The 17,806-nt window shown below is 69.3% G+C and carries 15 protein-coding genes and 1 tRNA gene; 8 read left to right on the plus strand and 8 right to left on the minus strand.

Annotation, left to right across the window (positions count from 1 at the left end; translation table 11 throughout):
• Position 1: 1 nt before the first annotated feature.
• On the minus strand, positions 2-367 hold the full coding sequence (locus ACHFIV_RS30700; protein ID WP_398976586.1) for a WhiB family transcriptional regulator: 366 nt from the start codon (positions 365-367) through the stop codon (positions 2-4).
• A gap of 398 nt (positions 368-765) precedes the next feature.
• Between ACHFIV_RS30700 and ACHFIV_RS30705 the strand changes: the two genes are divergently transcribed.
• Positions 766-2,997: a transglycosylase domain-containing protein gene (locus ACHFIV_RS30705; RefSeq protein WP_398975792.1), complete on the plus strand. Its 2,232-nt coding sequence runs from the start codon at positions 766-768 to the stop codon at positions 2,995-2,997.
• 84 nt (positions 2,998-3,081) lie between these two features.
• Here ACHFIV_RS30705 and ACHFIV_RS30710 read toward each other — a convergent pair whose 3' ends face one another.
• A complete protein-coding gene (locus ACHFIV_RS30710) occupies positions 3,082-3,546 on the minus strand; it encodes a GatB/YqeY domain-containing protein (protein WP_398975794.1) in 465 nt (154 codons plus the stop codon).
• 79 nt (positions 3,547-3,625) lie between these two features.
• Here ACHFIV_RS30710 and ACHFIV_RS30715 point away from each other — a divergent pair, with 79 nt between their 5' ends.
• Positions 3,626-4,564 carry a metallophosphoesterase gene (locus ACHFIV_RS30715; protein ID WP_398975796.1) on the plus strand — a complete coding sequence of 313 codons (939 nt, stop codon included), beginning with the start codon at positions 3,626-3,628 and terminating at the stop codon, positions 4,562-4,564.
• Between the two features lie 89 nt (positions 4,565-4,653).
• Positions 4,654-4,727: transfer RNA gene (locus ACHFIV_RS30720), tRNA-Pro, on the plus strand.
• 404 nt (positions 4,728-5,131) lie between these two features.
• On the opposite strand, the gene ACHFIV_RS30725 is transcribed toward ACHFIV_RS30720, so the two are convergent.
• Entirely contained in the window at positions 5,132-5,689 is a 558-nt protein-coding gene (locus ACHFIV_RS30725; RefSeq protein ID WP_398975797.1) for an NAD(P)H-dependent oxidoreductase, read from the minus strand.
• Between the two features lie 115 nt (positions 5,690-5,804).
• Between ACHFIV_RS30725 and ACHFIV_RS30730 the strand changes: the two genes are divergently transcribed.
• Positions 5,805-6,449 (plus strand): TetR/AcrR family transcriptional regulator, encoded by a 645-nt coding sequence (locus tag ACHFIV_RS30730; protein ID WP_398975799.1) that lies wholly within the window; start codon positions 5,805-5,807, stop codon positions 6,447-6,449.
• Here ACHFIV_RS30730 and ACHFIV_RS30735 read toward each other — a convergent pair.
• Complete coding sequence (locus ACHFIV_RS30735; RefSeq protein WP_398975801.1) at positions 6,424-7,674, minus strand: damage-control phosphatase ARMT1 family protein; 1,251 nt, start codon at positions 7,672-7,674, stop codon at positions 6,424-6,426. The two genes, ACHFIV_RS30730 and ACHFIV_RS30735, sit on opposite strands and share 26 nt — an antisense overlap.
• 218 nt (positions 7,675-7,892) lie before the next feature.
• Between ACHFIV_RS30735 and htpG the strand changes: the two genes are divergently transcribed.
• Together htpG and ACHFIV_RS30745 are read left to right on the plus strand one after the other, a co-directional pair.
• Positions 7,893-9,806, plus strand: a complete 1,914-nt coding sequence (gene htpG, locus ACHFIV_RS30740; RefSeq protein ID WP_398975803.1) for a molecular chaperone HtpG — start codon at positions 7,893-7,895, stop codon at positions 9,804-9,806.
• 392 nt (positions 9,807-10,198) lie between these two features.
• Positions 10,199-10,993, plus strand: coding sequence for an SGNH/GDSL hydrolase family protein (locus ACHFIV_RS30745; protein WP_398975805.1), 795 nt, complete (start codon positions 10,199-10,201; stop codon positions 10,991-10,993).
• A 103-nt stretch (positions 10,994-11,096) separates the two neighbouring features.
• Here the strand turns inward: ACHFIV_RS30745 and ACHFIV_RS30750 are convergent, their stop codons facing one another.
• Both ACHFIV_RS30750 and ACHFIV_RS30755 read right to left on the minus strand, forming a co-directional pair.
• A complete protein-coding gene (locus tag ACHFIV_RS30750; RefSeq protein ID WP_398976588.1) occupies positions 11,097-11,507 on the minus strand; it encodes a nuclear transport factor 2 family protein in 411 nt (136 codons plus the stop codon).
• Positions 11,508-11,566: 59 nt separating this feature from the next.
• Positions 11,567-12,403 (minus strand): class I SAM-dependent methyltransferase, encoded by an 837-nt coding sequence (locus ACHFIV_RS30755; protein WP_398975807.1) that lies wholly within the window; start codon positions 12,401-12,403, stop codon positions 11,567-11,569.
• Positions 12,404-12,491: 88 nt separating this feature from the next.
• Between ACHFIV_RS30755 and ACHFIV_RS30760 the strand changes: the two genes are divergently transcribed.
• Positions 12,492-14,330, plus strand: a complete 1,839-nt coding sequence (locus ACHFIV_RS30760; RefSeq protein ID WP_398975809.1) for a S9 family peptidase — start codon at positions 12,492-12,494, stop codon at positions 14,328-14,330.
• A 92-nt stretch (positions 14,331-14,422) separates the two neighbouring features.
• A complete protein-coding gene (locus ACHFIV_RS30765; protein ID WP_398975811.1) occupies positions 14,423-15,211 on the plus strand; it encodes an SURF1 family protein in 789 nt (262 codons plus the stop codon).
• A 418-nt stretch (positions 15,212-15,629) separates the two neighbouring features.
• Here ACHFIV_RS30765 and ACHFIV_RS30770 read toward each other — a convergent pair whose 3' ends face one another.
• Together ACHFIV_RS30770 and ACHFIV_RS30775 are read right to left on the minus strand one after the other, a co-directional pair.
• Complete coding sequence (locus tag ACHFIV_RS30770) at positions 15,630-17,108, minus strand: hypothetical protein (protein WP_398975813.1); 1,479 nt, start codon at positions 17,106-17,108, stop codon at positions 15,630-15,632.
• Positions 17,105-17,683, minus strand: a complete 579-nt coding sequence (locus tag ACHFIV_RS30775) for a SigE family RNA polymerase sigma factor (RefSeq protein ID WP_398976590.1) — start codon at positions 17,681-17,683, stop codon at positions 17,105-17,107. The genes ACHFIV_RS30770 and ACHFIV_RS30775 overlap by 4 nt, the downstream gene beginning before the upstream one ends.
• Between the last annotated feature and the right edge of the window lie 123 nt (positions 17,684-17,806).

Here is a 17,806-nt window from a genome sequence, read left to right on the forward strand (position 1 = left end):
CTCACCCCACGGCGGCGAACGTCTCGTGCAGTTCGTCGTCGTGCAGCGCGTCGTCGTCCAGGCCCACCCCTGCGGGCAGCAAGCCTGTGGACCGCTCGTACTCACTGCGCGCGGTCTCCAGCAGGCGGCGCCAGGACGTCACGGTGGGCCGTCGGCGCAGTAGCGCGCGGCGCTCCCGTTCCGTCATTCCGCCCCACACGCCGAACTCGACGCGATTGTCCAGCGCATCGGCCAGGCACTCGGTCCGCACCGGGCATCCGGTGCACACCGCCTTGGCCCTGTTCTGCGCTGCCCCTTGTACGAACAATTCATCCGGATCGGTAGTGCGGCAGGCTGCCTGCGCACTCCAGTCGGTTACCCAGCCCATTCCGGCGCCGTCCTCTCCCGAATCGAGGCTCCCCCACGGCGGCAGCGGCATATTCACCGCTGCCAGTTGAGGACGTTACGGAAGGTGGCGACACCACAACACCCCCTTCGGGCCCAATCTTGGATGGCCCGAACGGACTATGCGTATGCGGCAGATCACCCAGGGGAGTGACGCAAGGACATGCGTGACCATCCCGACTAAATCGGGACGATAAGCGCAAGTCGCAACGGACATCCAGTGACATCTAAGGCGATTTCGGGAACGCCTCGACAGGTGGCTGAATTCCATTGAGAGCCATGCAGGGGGGTTGATACAAAATCCGACTGCTGTGACAGTTGAGAGCAGCTTAGGCCAAGGCCTATACGCGTGTCCGGCGAATGAGAACGTAGGCTGCCCCCATGCCAAAGAAGCGCTCAGGCGGGGGTCTGACGACGACCCAGCAGGCCGCCAAGTTCCTCGGTGTCGCCGCGCTCTCCGGAGCTGTGCTGGCAGGCATCGCGCTGCCGGCCGCCGGCGCACTCGGGCTCGCAGCCAAAGGGACGGTCGAGGGATTCGACGAGATCCCTTCCAACCTCAAGACACCGCCGCTGAGCCAGCGGACCACGATCCTGGACAACGAGGGCGGAGCGATCGCCACGGTGTACTCGCGTGACCGCACCGTCGTCCCGCTGAAGGACATCTCGCCGTACATGCAGGACGCGATCATCGCGATCGAGGACTCACGTTTCTACGAACACGGCGCGGTGGACCTCAAGGGCATCCTGCGCGCGATGAACCGGAACGTGCAGGAGGGCGGTGCCGCGCAGGGCGCGTCGACCCTGACCCAGCAGTACGTGAAGAACGTCTTCGTCGAGGAGGCGGGCGACGACCCCGACAAGGTCGCCGAGGCCACCCAGCAGACACTGGGCCGCAAGGTCCGGGAGCTCAAGTACGCCATCCAGGTCGAGGAAGAGCTCGGCAAGAAGAAGATCCTGGAGAACTACCTCAACATCACGTTCTTCGGGCAGCAGGCGTACGGGGTCGAGGCCGCATCCCAGCGCTACTTCTCCAAGCCCGCGAAGGACCTGGAGGTCGGGGAGGCCGCGATGCTCGCCGGCCTCGTCCAGTCGCCGACGCGCTACGACCCGGTCAACGACACGGAAGAGGCGACCAAACGCCGCAACGTCGTGCTGCAGCGCATGGCCGCCGTCGGCAGCATCTCGCAGCGCGAGGCCGACAAGGCCATCGCCGCCCCTCTCGAACTGAAGGTCAGCAGGCCGAAGAACGGCTGCATCACCGCCGTCAGCGGCGCCGGGTTCTTCTGCGACTACGTGCGCAAGGTCATCCTGACCGACCCGACCTTCGGCAAGACCGAGGAGGAGCGCGCCAAGCTCTGGAACCTCGGCGGTCTGTCCATCAGGACGACTCTGTCGCCGCGCGCCCAGGCGGCGGCGAACGAGGCCGCGACCTCGAAGGTCCACAAGGACGACAAGGTGGCAGCCTCGGTCGTGCAGGTCGAGCCCGGCACGGGCAAGATCCTCTCGATGGGCCAGTCCAGGCCCTACGGCCTGGACCAGAAGAAGCACGAGACGATGCTCAACCTCGGCGTCAACAACAAGATGGGCGGCAGCACCTACGGCTTCCAGGTCGGCTCCACCTTCAAGCCGATCACCGCCGCCGCCGCCCTGGAGAAGGGCATCAGCCCGGCCGAGAGCTACGCCACCGACTGGAAGATCTCGCTGCCCAAGAGCTCCTTCCGTGACTGTTCGGGCGCCCCGACCGGCAGTGACAACTGGGACCTGCAGAACGAGATGGAGTCCGAGAAGGGCTCCTGGGACATGACGAGCGCGCTCGGCAAGTCCATCAACACCTACTTCGCCAAGCTGGAACAGAAGACCGGACTCTGCGAGACGGTCGAGATGGCGAAGAAGATGGGCTACGAGCGGGGCGACGGCAAGGAGATCGAGGAGAACGCCTCGATCACCCTCGGCGGTGAAGTGAGCACCCCGCTGTCGATGGCCTCCGTGTACGCCACGTTCGCCAACCGGGGCACCTACTGCTCCCCCATCGCCATCGAGTCGATCACCGACGCCAACGGCAAGAAGGTCGGCGTACCGAAGACCGAGTGCTCCCGGGCCATGAGCGAGCCGACGGCGGACACCATCAGCCAGATGCTCAAGGGCGTGGTCGAGGACGGCACCGGCACCCTGGCGGGTCTCACCGACCGCGACAACGCGGGCAAGACGGGTACGACGAACGACCGCCTCGACGCCTGGTTCGTCGGTTACACACCGAATCTCTCCACCGCGGTCTGGGTCGGTGACGACATCGGCGAGAAGACCACCAAGATGTACGACATCACCATCGGTGGTCGGTACTACGACAAGGTCTGCGGCGGCTGTCTCCCGGGCCCCATCTGGAAGACCGCGATGACCGGCGCCCTGGACGCCTCCGAGACCCCCTCCTTCAACCCGATCGCGGTGCCGCGAGGCAAGGAGAAGGAGAAGGAGGAGGACAAGGGCCGCGACGGGGGCGCTGGCGGCGGGAACGACAACGGCAAGCCCGGCGCCGATCCGATCGGCGGCATCACCCTGCCGCCCGGCATCATCGGCGGTAACGACGGTCGCGGACGCGGCGGCAACGGTCCCTGACCGTCCGGGTCACACGACGGCATGACGTGAAGGTGGGGTGCCCCCGGGCCGGGGCACCCCGCCTTCACGTCATGTACCGGCTTCTCAGCCCGCGAGCAGCTTCTTGACCGTGGCGGCCACCCGGCCGCCCTCGGCGAGTCCAGCCACCTTCGGGTTGACGATCTTCATCACGGCGCCCATCGCACGCGGTCCCTCGGCACCAGCCGCCTTCGCCTCCGCGACGGCCTGCGCGACGATCGCGTCCAGCTCGTCGTCGGAGAGCTGCTTGGGCAGGTACGCGTCGAGCAGCGCACCCTCCGCCCTCTCACGCTCGGCCTGCTCGGTCCGGCCGCCCTGCGCGAAGGCCTCGGCCGCCTCACGACGCTTCTTCGCCTCCTTGGCGATCACCTTCTGCACCTCGTCGTCGGAGAGCTCGCGCGACGACTTGCCGCTGACCTCCTCCTTGGTGATCGCGGTCAGGGTGAGCCGGAGGGTGGACGAGGTGAGCTCGTCACGCGCCTTCATGGCCGTGGTGAGGTCTTCCTTGAGCTTGGACTTGAGCGTGGTCATGCCGCGATTGTGACAGGTACGGAGCTCCTCCCGCCCGCCTGTTTTCCTCCCACCGCACCGTTTCTGCGACGATGGGCGCATGCGCGCACGCTACGGAGTACCCCTGAAAGCAACGGCAGTCGGCGCAGCGGTCGGTGCTGCCGGCCTCGTGTACGCGGCCGGATTCGAGGCACGGTCCTTCCGCCTCCGCCGGATCGCGATTCCCGTACTTCCGCACGGAGCACGCCCGTTGCGCGTGCTCCAGGTCTCCGACATCCACATGGTGAGCGGCCAGCGCAAGAAGCGCGCCTGGTTGCAGTCCCTGGCAGGGCTGCGCCCGGATTTCGTGGTGAACACCGGCGACAACCTCTCCGACCCGGAAGCCGTGCCGGAGCTGCTGGACGCGCTGGGCCCGCTGATGGAGTTCCCCGGGGTCTACGTCTTCGGTTCCAACGACTACTACGGCCCGAAACTGCGTAACCCGGTCCGCTACCTCCTGGAGAAGACGCAGGGCAAGCACGGGCTCAACGGGAACGCTCCGGCGGTGGGCGTCGTCCACAACCCGTGGGAGCCGATGCGGGACGCCTTCGACGAGGCGGGCTGGCTGAACCTCTCCAACACCCGGGGCCGGATCAAGGCGGACGGGCTGGAGATCGCGTTCACGGGTCTGGACGACCCCCATATCAAGCGGGACCGTTACGCGGAGGTCGCAGGAGGCCCCGAAACGGGCGCGGACCTCTCGATCGGCGTGGTCCACGCCCCGTACCTGCGCTCCCTCGACGCCTTCACCGCCGACGGCTACCCACTGATCCTGGCCGGTCACACCCACGGCGGCCAGCTGTGCATCCCCTTCTACGGCGCCCTCGTCACCAACTGCGACCTGGACACGGACCGGGTGAAGGGCCTCTCCGGCCACACGGTCGGAGAACGGCGCTCCTACCTCCACGTCTCCGCGGGCTGCGGCACGAACCGCTACACCCCGGTCCGCTTCGCCTGCCCGCCCGAGGCGACCCTGCTGACTCTGACGCCGCGCGACTGACGTCTGCCGCCCGGGCACAAAAACCGGATTTCGCCTCCGGGCGTGGGTGGGCTAAAGTAATCGATGTCGCCGGGACACTCGGTGGACATCGGGGTGTAGCGCAGCTTGGCAGCGCGCTTCGTTCGGGACGAAGAGGTCGTGGGTTCAAATCCCGCCACCCCGACAGCTGAAATAGCAGGTCAGAGGGCACGTACTGATTCCAGTACGTGCCCTTTGCCGTACCTGGAGCTCCTTCACGGCTGAGCGGGGAGCCAGGGGCCGGATCCTTCACCAGCGCGCCGCGCGCATACAGGTCCGATCGCTGCCGCACGGGGACCGGCTGGTGCGCGAACGGTCACTGACAGCGAAGGGTGCCGACGGGGGCGCCGGCGCGACCTGCCCCGCACGGACGTGGTGTCGCCGGACGGTGGCGGCGGTGGCCCGGCAGAGCCTTCACGAGCAAGGCCGGCCAATGACGTACGGGCCCGGCCCGGGCCTCTCGCGGGAGAGGAACCGGGCCGGGCCCGCAGGACGGTGCCGGATGGCAGGGGTCGGCGGCGTGGCGCTCGGCAGGCCGCCGAAGGCGGGTCAGGCTGCCGCCGCAGCACCCTGGGCGACCTGGCGGAGCACCTCGGTCAGGGAGGTGACGACCTCAGCGTCGTCCGCCGGGTGGAGCTCGGCGAAGCGCGTCACGGAGCCGGGGATGGAGAGCTTGACGTCGGCCAGGACCGCCCCACCCGCGAGACCGGCCGCCTTGCGGGCCTCGTCCTGGGCCCACACGCCGCCGAACTGGCCGAAGGCGGTTCCGACGACGGCGACCGGCTTGGCGGTCAGAGCGCCTGCACCGTACGGGCGCGACAGCCAGTCGATGGCGTTCTTCAGGACAGCCGGCATGGTGCCGTTGTACTCGGGCGAGAACAGCAGGAACCCGTCGGCGCGGCCGGCCGCTTCGCGCAGCTGGGCCGCGGCAGCCGGAACACCGCCCTCGACGTCGATGTCCTCGTTGTAGAAGGGGACGTCGACGAGGCCTTCGTACAGCACGACCTCGACGCCCTCGGGGGCGTGCTTGACGGCGGCCTCGGCGAGCTGACGGTTGTGGGATCCGGCGCGGAGGCTGCCGACGAGGGCGAGGATGCGTACAGACATGAGGGCTCCCGGGTGACGGAGACGGCAGAAGTAAGCGGACCGTGGTCCGTTTAAAGTTGTACCACCTAAACGGACCGCGGTCCACTTATGGGTCGTCCCGCGCTACTCTGAAGCCATGACCACTCCTCTGCCCCCGCCGCCCGACCCCGGCGCGGCGCGGACGGCTCTCACGCTCGCCGCCGCCGGCGAACCGGAGCCGCTGCGGGCGGACGCGGCGCGTAACCGGGTGCTGCTGCTGGACGCCGCCTCCCGCCTCCTGGCCCGTTGCGGGGCGGCCGGCCTCACGATGGAATCGGTGGCCGCCGCCGCGGGAGTCGGCAAGGGCACCGTCTTCCGACGCTTCAAGGACCGCACCGGCCTGCTCATCGCGCTGCTCGACCACCGTGAGGCGCTGCTGCAGGCCGCTTTCCTCTCCGGGCCGCCCCCGATGGGCCCGGGCGCCCCCGCAGCCGAGCGGCTGCACGCGTTCGGGCCCGCCGTGATGCGCCACGAACACGAGCACCACGAGCTGATCCTCGCGTCCCGCACCGATCCCCTGCGCACCTACGCCGTGCCCGCACAGCGTCTGAGGCTCAGCCATGTCGCCCTCCTGCTGCGTCAGGCACATGCGGAAGGCGAGCCCGAACTCCTCGCGCACACCCTGCTCGGATCGATCGACACTCCCCTGGTCCACCATCTGACGTGCGAACGCGGCGTAGCCGCCGAAAGGTTGGAGCAGGGCTGGCACGATCTGCTCACCCGGTACGGAGTGACGCGCTGAGGGTGGCGCCACCGGGCCGCGCCCGCACCTGGATCAGCGCGTGCGTGCCGCTGGTACGCCAGGCGCTGCCGGACCGCTCCAGGCTGTCCAGGGTCCGCGGTTCCAGGCCCACGACGACGTCGGACTTCAGCGTGCGCAGAGCGGCGACGGCGCCCGGGAAGTGCGCCGTGAGGTCGGCGAACGACGTGGTCGCCGGCCACATCCTGTCGCCCACCAGACGACGGTAGTTGAGGTCCCCCTTGAGGATCGTCAGTGTCGCGGTGCCGAACTGCGCCCGCAGGTCCTCGGGCATGCGTTCGTACGGGAACGGGGCGCAGAAGAACGCGTGGGTACGGACATCGAGACGGCCGTCACCCATGGCTTCCCAGACCCGTCCGCCGATCGCGCCCGCCTCGCCGGGAGCCCGGCCCAGTCGGCGCAGGCAGTCGACGACGTCGGCCGTCGTCGCGTCGGAGACGTAGTACGGGCCGGGCTTCACGTGGAGCACCACCCGGCCTGCGTGGCCGTGCTCCAGGAGATGGTCGATGAGGACGAGGTCGGGGATCAGCTCCCGGCCGGTGTTGTCCGCGATCACGGCGACGGTGGCGGTGGCCGGGGCCTCCGGGGCCAGGAGCGACCAGAGCACCGCACTGTCGTCGGCGACCAGACGGGAGACTGCCGCTCCCGGAGCGGTCCCGCCCGTCGGCCCCCGGAAACCGAGGTCGGCCCGGTTGCCCCACAGGGAGGCCTGGAGAAGGGCCGTCGCCCGCTTGTCCGCGGGCGCGCCGGCGAGGTCGTCCAGCGAGCGGAGCTCCTCCTCGACCGTTGCGCCGCGGAGCTCGGCGCGCTTGAAGGGGGCGAAGGGATCGATTCCCTGCCACGGCCCCTCTTCGACGTAACCGACGGCCTCGAGGAGCCTGCGGTAGAAGTAGCTCTCGGCCCAGAGGAACGGGGCCTCGAACCACGGGCGCCCGAAGTGCTCCCGTCCCTGTTCGAGCCAGACTTCGCGGTCCGGGCTCCCGGCAGCGAGCGGTTCGACGACTCCGTGGACGATCTCGCGCAGCAGGGCGTCCAGGGCACGCCGCTGCCGGGGGCCGTACGGAAAGGCTTCGCGTACCTGCCCGATCAGCGCCGGATGGCGTTCGGCCATGACGCCCCGAGCGAAGCTGCCGGGCTCCCTGCACGTGATCACAGGTGGGAGGCCGCGGTCCCGCCCGGCCCGCGAAGTCGCTCGTGTGTCGCCCATGAGCCCAGTCTGCCCGGCGAGGAGGCCGCGTCGCCCCGGGGCGGGTGTGCGCGTGTCCGCAGCGGAACCCGCGCCCGCTGCCGGACCCGTGCGCGCTGCGAGCGCCCGCTGCCTGTGAGCACAACGGCCTTGGCCGATCCGGCACATGCGCGGCACGGCACTTGGTTACGATATGCAACGGCTCAGATTACTTACCCCAGGAAAGGGAACCCGCACCCATGCCGGCCGAGACGTTCGAGTTTCAGGTAGAAGCGCGCCAGCTCCTGCAGATGATGATCCATTCGATTTACTCGAACAAGGATGTATTTCTGCGTGAGCTCATTTCCAACTCTTCGGACGCGCTGGACAAGCTGCGACTGGAAACTCTCCGCGACGACACGCTCAAGGCTGATTCGTCCGACCTCCATATCGCCATCGAGGCCGACCAGGAGAAGCGCACGCTGACCGTGCGCGACAACGGCATCGGAATGTCGCACGACGAGGTCGTGCAGCTGATCGGGACGATCGCGAATTCCGGTACCGCTAAATTCCTCCAGGAACTGAAGGAAGCCAAGGACGCCACCGCTTCCGAGGAACTGATCGGACAGTTCGGTGTGGGGTTCTATTCGAGCTTCATGGTCGCCGACGAGGTCACCCTGCTGACCCGGCGCGCGGGCGAGGACACGGGCACCCGCTGGCAGTCCAGCGGCGAGGGGACCTACACCGTCGAGGCAGTCGACGACGCACCCCAGGGCACCTCGGTCACGCTGCGGCTCAAGCCCGAGGACGCCGAGGACAAACTCTTCGACTACACCTCGCCCTGGAAGATCCGGGAAATCGTCAAGCGCTACTCGGACTTCATCACCTGGCCCATCCGCATGGCGGCGGCGGGTGGCGAGGAGGGAGCCGAACCCGAGGTCGAGACGGTCAACTCGATGAAGGCCCTGTGGGCCCGGTCGAAGGACTCCGTGACCGATGAGGAGTACAGCGAGCTGTACAAGCACATCAGCCATGACTGGACCGAGCCGCTCGAAACCATCCGCATGCAGGCGGAAGGCACCTTCGAATACCAGGCTCTTCTCTTCCTGCCGTCCCACGCCCCGCAGGACCTGTTCATGCAGGACCACAAGCGTGGAGTTCAGCTCTATGTGAAGCGCGTGTTCATCATGGATGACTGCGAAGCGCTGATGCCGACGTATCTGCGCTTCGTCAAGGGCGTGGTCGACGCACAGGACCTGTCGCTCAACGTGTCGCGCGAGATCCTTCAGCAGGACCGCCAGATCGAGATGATGCGGCGCCGCCTCGTCAAGAAGGTGCTCTCCACGGTGAAGGACATGAGGTCCGGCGCCCCGGAGAAGTATGCGACGTTCTGGAAGGAATTCGGCCGGGTTCTCAAGGAAGGGCTCTTCCAGGACTTCGAGAACCGCGACGCGATCCTGGAGATCTCCTCGTTCGCCTCGACCCAGGACGAGGAAGGCCTGACCACCCTGCGCTCGTACGTCGAGCGGATGAAGGAGGGCCAGGAGCAGATCTACTACATGACGGGCGAGTCGCGTGCGGCCATGGAGAGTTCGCCCCACATGGAGGCCTTCCGCGCCAAGGGCTTCGAGGTCCTCCTGCTGACCGACCCCGTCGACGAGGTCTGGGTCCAGTCCGTTCCCGAGTTCGACGGAAAGCCGCTCCAGTCCATCTCCAAGGGCGAGGTCGACCTGGACACCGACGAGGAGAAGAAGGAGGTCGAGGCCGAGCGCGAGAAGCAGCAGCAGGACTACGCCGGCCTTCTGACCTGGATGACGGAGCAGCTCGGTGACACCGTGAAGGAGGTGCGCCTCTCCTCCCGGCTCACCGTCTCGCCTGCCTGCATCGTCTCGGACACGCACGATGTGACGCCGGCCCTCGAGAACATGTACCGCGCCATGGGCCAGGAAGTGCCGCAGATCAAGCGCATCCTCGAACTCAATCCCTCGCACGCGTTGATCAGCGGGCTGAAGAAGGCGTACACCGAGCAGAGCGGCGAGGAGGGCCCCGGCACCGAACTGGCCGAGACGGCCGAGCTCGTCCACGGGCTGGCGCTCCTCTCGGACGGCGGCGAACTGAGTGATCCCTCGCGCTTCAGCAGGCTGATGGCGGACCGCCTGGAGCGCACGCTGTAGTCCCCGACCGTTCCCATCCACTGCGGCCGCCAGGTTTCCTGGCGGCCGCAGTGGCGTGCGCGGCGCCTACCGTCAGGGCGGTCCCCGGGCTGCCGGGCGGGCGCGCGTGGGGGGCGCGAGGGACACGGCCACGGCTGTCGTTCGAACGGCTGACCCTCCCCCCAAAGTGACGGAGAGAAGTCACAAGGGGTCCCGGAGCGACACGTAACTTCACCATTTCGAGGACCTGTTCAGGGTTTATCTACGCGCGGAGCACCGTCTACCGAACGATCCTTCGGGCATATCAGACGACTTTCGACGAGGCCATTACCGCCGGGTACCGGGAGCTGCTACAAACGTGCTCGCCCCACGAACTCCCCACTCACCCCCCACATTTCGAAGGGCTGGCAGCCATGTCAGTACGAACCTTCCGGGCGTCCGTCTTCGCTCTCGCGATCGCCGCCGTGGCCGCACTCGGCGTCGCGCAACCCGCAGCCGCCGCCGGCGACAACTATGTCGCTCTCGGTGACTCCTACTCCTCGGGCGTCGGCGCCGGGAGCTACACGTCGGAGAGCGGCGGCTGCATGCGCAGCACCAACGCCTACCCCTACCTGTGGAGGAACGCGAACGCTCCCTCGTCGTTCGCGTTCGTCGCCTGCTCCGGTGCGACGACGGCCTCCGTGTCCAGCGGCCAGCTGGGCGCTCTGAGGTCGTCGACCACCCTCGTCAGCCTCACGGCCGGAGGCAATGACGTCGGGTTCGCGGACGTCATGCAGACATGCGTCCTGCAGAGCGAGGCCAACTGCGTCAGCAGGGTGAACACGGCTGTCTCCGCGATGCGGAACTCGCTGCCGGGGAGGCTCGACTCCCTGTACGCGGGCATCCGTTCGCGCGCTCCCCAAGCCCACGTGGTCGTCCTGGGCTACCCGCGCTTCTACAAGCTGTCGGGCACCTGCATCGCCGGCCTGACGGAGACGGAGCGCGGAGCCATCAACAACGCCTCGGACGTGCTGAACGGGGTGCTCGCCAAGCGGGCGGCGGACGCGGGGTTCACCTACTCCAGCGTGGTGGACGAATTCACCGGCCACGAGCTGTGCTCGGGAGACGCGTGGATCCACAGCGTGTCGATCCCCATCACCAACTCGTACCATCCCAAGGCCGTCGGCCAGTCGAACGGCTACCTCCCGGCCTTCAACTCCGCTGGATAGACCGCTCCTAACCGACCCGTCCGACGCGCGACGGCGCCCCACCGGTCATCTGCCGGAGGTGCCGGGTGCGGCGGGCGGGCGCCGTGCCGGAGGGGGGCCGGGCTCAGTACCGCTCGGCCAGATGCCCGCGGCCCGCCGGGGGCTCGTAGGGCTCGGGCCAGAAGTCCGTCACCGCGGTGATCCTGCCGTCCGGGTCGAACGCGAAGAAGTGGATCGCGGGTACCTCCTCCGGCCCGACGGTGACCAGGGTCCTGACGGCAGCCTGCCGGGCCTCCCCGTCGGCCACGATCTGCTCGATCCTGACCCGCCAGTCCCCCGGGTACTCCCGGTTGAACTGCACGTAGCGTTCCTTGCCGACGATCCGCTCGCGGCTCTGCGGCAGGTCGTAGACCACCCCCTCGGCGAGGGTGTCGGCGAACGCGCTCCAGTCGCGGGCGTCCGCCGCCGCCCAGTAGGCCTTCAGAGCGGCACGCATCTCTGCCGTACCCCACGCCGCGCCGGCGCTGTCGCGCATGTCAGTCATTCCCCGAGTGTGGCGCCCGGCACTGACAATTGCCCGGGCGGAGGCCGGCGTCAGCCGCCGACCGGCCGCGATGCCTTGATCGAGTACATCATCGGAATGCGCGGACGGTCCCGGGGGAAGCGGTAGTAGCCGTCCGCATGGCGCACCAGCGTGGGATAGCGGGCGAAGAGGGAGGCATCGTGCTCGTGCAGGAAATCGATCCGGAGCCCTGCCGCCGCGAGAGCCGAGACGACCTGTCCCACAGGGTGCTGCCACTCGACGCTGCGGTTGTGGACGGTGGCCGCGTCGGAGTCGGCGTACGTGCCCGGAGTGTCATCGACCCACGGGTCGCCGCTGAAGTAGTCGTACGCGACCGTGGAGCCGGTGTCGTCGTCCAGACAGTCGGTCAGCGGGTGGAACTCCGCCAGGTACAGGAAACCGCCGGGTGCGACCAGGGAGGCGGCGACCTCTGCCCAGCGGTCCACGTCCGGCAGCCAGTTGAGCGCACCGAGCCCGGTGTAGACGATGTCGTACGCGGAGTCCGGAACGGCCTGGGCGGCGTCGTACACATCGGATGTGACGAACACGGCCCGCTCCGGCGGGAGGCCCAGCGACCTGGCGAGCCCGGTGGCGGTTTCGACCGCGGGCTCGGAGAAGTCCAGGCCCACGACCTGGGCGGCGCCCTGGCGTGCCCAGGAGAGGGTGTCGAGGCCTATGTGGCACTGCAGATGCAACAGCGTCCGGCCCGTGACGTCGCCGACCTCGGTGAGCTCGAAGTCGCGCAGCGCGTCCTTGCCAGCCCGGAAGGCGTCCAGGTCGTAGAAGTCACTGGCCGCGTGGATGGGGACGCGTTCGTCCCAGCGGGCGCGGTTGGCCTCGCGCCAGTCGTCGGGCGTCGATGAGTACATGCCGGGAAAGTTACCCACAGGCCGGGACGCGTGCGAACGGTTATCCACAGGCCGCCCGGTGATGCGTCACATCGGGTTGGATGGGGGCATGAGCGACACACAGAACGACGCGTCCGTGCCGGAGCGGGAGCAAGGGCCTCCGAAGTGGGAACAGCGTTTCCGCGCTGCGCGGGTTTCTCTGCCCGACTGGGCCGAGGACGCTCCTGACCGGGCACTCTTCGTCTCCAACGCCACCGGGACGTACGAGCTGTACGCCTGGGACCGGGCGACCGGCAGGCAGCGCCAGGTCACGGACCGGCCAAACGGGACGACGGACGGAGTGCTGACACCGGACGGCCAGGCCATCTGGTGGTTCGCCGACACCGACGGCGACGAGTTCGGCGTGTGGATGCGGCAGCCGTTCGACGGCGGTGCGGACGAGCCGGCCACACCCGGCCTGGAGCCCTCCTACCCGGCCGGCCTCGCGATCGGCCGTGACGGTACGGCGGTGGTGGGCCGCTCCACGGACGAGGACGGCACGACCGTTCACCTGGTGCGCCCCGGGAAGGAGCCGGTCGAGATCTACCGCCACAGGGAGTCCGCCGGGGTCGGTGACCTGTCCCACGACGGATCGCTGATCGCCCTGGAACACACGGAGCACGGCGACGCGATGCATTCCGCGGTGCGGGTGGTGCGCGCCGACGGTTCGACGGTCGCCGAACTGGACGACACCGAGGGCGGCACGAAGGAACTGGGCCTCTCGGTGCTGGGCTTCGCGCCGGTCGCCGGAGACACCCGGCTGTTGATCGGGCACCAGCGGCGCGGGCGGTGGGAGCCGATGATCTGGGACCCGGTGGCGAGGACGCAGACGGACCTGCACGTCGATCTGCCCGGTGACGCCGGTGCCGAGTGGTATCCGGACGGATCAGCCTTGTTGATCGAGCACAGCTTCGAGGCGCGCAGCGAGCTGTGGCGGTACGAGCCGGGCGCCCCCGGGCCGGTCCGGGTCGAGACTCCCCCCGGGACGGTGTCGGGCGCCACGGCCCGCCCGGACGGCACGGTGGAGTACCTGTGGTCCTCGGCCGCACAACCGCCCGCCGTGCGGTCCACCACGGGCTCGGTCGTTCTCGATCCTCCGGGTGCGAAGGCTCCGGCCTCGGTGCCCGTGCGGGACGCCTGGGTGGACGGCCCCGGGGGCCGCATCCACGCCCTGGTGCAGACTCCGGCCACCGGCGACGGCCCGTTCCCCACGGTCTTCGAGATACACGGTGGGCCCACCTGGCACGACAGTGACGCCTTCGCTTCGGGCCCGGCCGCGTGGGTGGACCACGGCTTCGCCGTCGTGCGGGTCAACTACCGGGGTTCCACGGGTTACGGCCGCGCCTGGACGGACGCGCTGAAGCACCGGGTCGGGCTGATCGAGCTGGAGGACATCGCGGCTGTCCGGGACTGGGCGGTGAAGTCAGGGCTCGCGGACCCGGAACGCCTGGTGCTGGCCGGTGGCTCGTGGGGCGGCTATCTGACCCTGCTCGGACTCGGCACACAGCCGGATGCCTGGGCCCTCGGGCTGGCCGCTGTCCCGGTCGCCGACTACGTCACCGCCTATCACGACGAGATGGAAGCCCTGAAGGCGATGGACCGCACACTTCTGGGCGGGACGCCGGAGGAAGTGCCCGAACGCTTCGAGGCCTCGTCGCCGCTGACCTACGTGGACGCGGTGCGCGCCCCGGTCTACATCTCCGCAGGCGTCAACGACCCGCGCTGCCCGATCCGTCAGGTGGAGAACTACGTGGACCGCCTAGCGGCCCGGGGCGCGGTCCACGAGGTCTACCGCTACGACGCTGGCCACGGCTCGCTCGTCGTCGAGGAGCGGATCAAGCAGGTGCGGCTGGAGCTGGACTTCGCGCTGCGCCACCTCGGGCCGGTGCAGGCCGGGGACCAGGGGTGACGCCGCGAAGGGCAGTGGCCTACGGCATAAGGACCGGATAAATGGTGCACCCCGCTCCGGGGGCCCGGAGCGGGGAACCGTACCGTGGAGGGGTGTACCGGTTCCTGCTGACCCCGCGGTGGTGGGGGATCAACCTCTTCGTCGTGCTCGCCATCCCCTTCTGCGTGTTCATGGGCACATGGCAGCTCGGACGTTTCGAGGACCGTGTGCAGACGCACGAGGAGGCGGAGGAACGCCCCGATCCAGGAACCCGCTCCCCGGAGCCGCTGGACGATCTCCTCCCCGTCAGTACGGAGACCTCCGGCCGTCCGGCCGTGGCGAGCGGGACGTACGCCGACCAGTTCCTGGTCCCCGGGCGCGAGCTGGACGACCGTAGCGGCTTCTACGTACTGGATCTGCTGCGTACCGACAGCGGCAAGGCACTGCCTGTCGTGCGGGGCTGGCTGCCGGGTACGCCGGACAGCACCGCGGTGCCCCCGGCGCCCGCCGGCGAAGTCACCGTGACCGGTGATCTGCAGGCCTCGGAGAACAGCGGCACCACCGGTGTCGACCTCGACGGCGGGCTCCCCGAGGGGCAGCTCGGCATGATCAGCGCGGCGTCCCTCGTGAACCTCGTCCCGTACGACGTCTACGACGCCTGGGTGACCTTGCCCGCGTCGGAGGCGAAGGCGGGGGGCACGGACGGCGGCGGCCTGCGACCCGTGCCCGCGGCGGCGGCGCAGGGCAGTGGGCTCGACCTGAAGGCCTTCCAGAACCTGGGCTACACCGGCGAGTGGTTCGTCTTCGGCGGCTTCGTGCTCTTCATGTGGTTCCGGCTGATGCGTCGCGAGGCGGAAGCCGCTCGCGACGTGCAGCTCGGACTCGCCGCCGACGCCGACTGACGGACCCCGGGGCGCACACCGCCGGGGTTGCGCGACGCACAGCAGAGACCATCGGGACCCCCGACAGATACCAGACACCGCAGGGATCACGCCCCACCCAGCAGACACCGCAGGGATCACGCCGCACCCAGCAGACACGCAAGGGCAACGCCGAACTCAGCAGGCACCGCAGGGATCACTCGCGGCAGGCGAGTCGTCGGGACCTGCGACTGACTGAAAGCACGCACAACCGGGGTTCTGCGCCGAAGTGCCTGCATCGCCGCTGCACCCGCCGGGGCCGCCGGCCACGGAACCGGACGGACGGCACCAGGACGGAACGGGCGTGCCCACCGTGGCGCGTGAGTGCCTGGCGGGGCCCGCCCGTCTCCGTGTTTCTGTGTCTCCGAGCCCCGTACCGAACCCGGAATTCGAAACTCCGCTATGAGGGGTCCAGCACACCTGTGCGGTAGATGGTGCCGGCGCACGCATTGGCGATCGTGGTCTCCGCGGTCGGCGCACCCGCCTCCGGAGTGTGTGTGACCGCGATGCTGCCGTCCGCCGGGCCGTCGTCCGTGCTGCCGAACTGCACAGCGGTGTCCGTCGTACCCGCGTCCGTCCCGGTGCCCTCGCCACCGCCCCCACCGCCGTCCGTGGGCGTCGGGCTGGGGGAGCCGCCGCTGGTGGGACAGGTGTCCGACGGCACCCAGGCGAAGCGCACTTCGTACGTCATCGCCGGTTTCAGGAACACGGTTCCCGGCTCCAGCGAGGGATCGGGCAGCCCGCCCGCCGGGTCGCCCGCAGTGTGCTGCACCACCGTGATCTTCATCGGGTCGGCGGCGCCCGCCGCCTGGAAGCCGACCGTGCCGTTGCTGGTGACCGAGCACGCGTCGCCGGACACATTGGCGATCCTGAAGGTCCCGTACACCGTGCCGTCCGCGCCGGCCGCACCCGCGTCCGCTGAGGCGACCCCGAGCTGGTCGGGATCGCAGGCCGTGGTGGCGGCCGCTTCGGCGCCCGGAGGTTCGTCACGGCCCTCGGCGCCGCTGCTCTCGGATCCCGGGACGGTTCCTCGCGTCGGCGCCGTCGGGTTACCGGTCTCTCCTTCGGCACCTTCGCTCTGGCGGTTCTCCGGACCCGCCGTCTTTCCTCCATCGGCCTCGGCGCCGGCGTCGTCGCCACTGCCCCCCTGCGCCTGCTGACCATGACCGGCGATGGCGGGGTTGGCGTTGGCCGCACCGTCCGAGTTCGCCACGTGGACGAAAGCGGGGACCGCCGTGCCGATCAGCAGCGCCGCGGCCGCCGCACCCACGACTCCCTGACGCCGCCTGGCGCGCCGGGCGGGCACCGCGCGGTGCAGATGATCGAGGGTTCCGTCGGCAGGCTCAAGGCCCTGGACCGCCCCGCGCAGCATGCGGCGCAGCGCGACCTCGTCCATGTCCCCGCTGCCGCCGCCGCTCATGCCGCCGGAGCCGCTTGCAGCAGGGCCGCCTTTCCCGCCTCCGCCGCCTGTGCCTGCTCCTGTGCCTGCGAACAGATCGGTCAGCGTGCCGCCGTCGGACCCGGCGGCCCGACCGCCCGAAGCAGGTGCGGCGACATCCTCGCCGTCCGACACCCCGCCGTCCGAGACCCCGCCGTCCGAGACCCCGCCGTCCGAGATCCCGCCGTCCGGCGCCTCAACTTCCGACGCCTCGCCGTCCGACGCCCGGCTACCGGGGGCCGGGGTGCCCGTTCCGGCGTCGGGCGAGTCCGCACCTCGTGCGGCGGGCTCTGAGGCGGCTTCCCCGTTGTCGACCGCGTCCTGATCCTGCTTCCGTTCACCGTCCTGCTCCGGTTCGGTGTTCGGGGTGTCATCCGGCGCGTGGTTCACAATGTCGTTTCCAGTCCGGTCATCGTCGTGCCTGTGCTCGGGCCCGCTCATGCCTGCGCCTCCATCACGACGCGCAGTGCCGCGATGCCCCGGGAGCCGTACGCCTTCACCGAGCCGAGCGATATCCCCAGCGTCTCCGCGACCTGGGCCTCCGTCATGTCGGAGAAGTAGCGCAGCACCAGCACCTCACGCTGGCGGCGCTGCAGCCCTTTCATGGCCTTGATCAGCGCGTCCCGTTCCAGCTGGTCGTACGCGCCCTCCTCCGCACTGGCCATGTCGGGCATCGGCTTGGAGAGGAGCTTGAGCCCGAGGATGCGCCTGCGCAGCGCGGAGCGGGACAGGTTGACCACGGTCTGGCGGAGGTACGCGAGCGTCTTCTCCGGATCGCGCACCCTGTTCCGCGCCGAGTGCACCCGGATGAACGCCTCCTGCACCACGTCCTCGCACGACGCGGTGTCGTCGAGCAGGAGCGCGGCGAGGCCCAGCAGTGAGCGGTAGTGGGCGCGGTAGGTCTCGGTGAGATGGTCGACCGTCGTTCCTGCCGCCACGGTCTCCTCAACGCCCCCGCCGCGCTGCGACGGCAGCCGGGTGGGTCGTGCGGCGGGCATGGGCGCGATCACCGGCATACCGCCGGCTGCGCGGGGCCGCCGGAGCGGACGCACCGAAGCGCCTCGCAACGGGCCCGCCACTGTGATGTCGAGAACCTCTGCCACGCCAGTTGGACACGCTTCCCCCCGTCAGGGTTGTAC

The organism is Streptomyces sp. ALB3, from assembly GCF_044385685.1.
Lineage (GTDB): Bacteria > Actinomycetota > Actinomycetes > Streptomycetales > Streptomycetaceae > Streptomyces.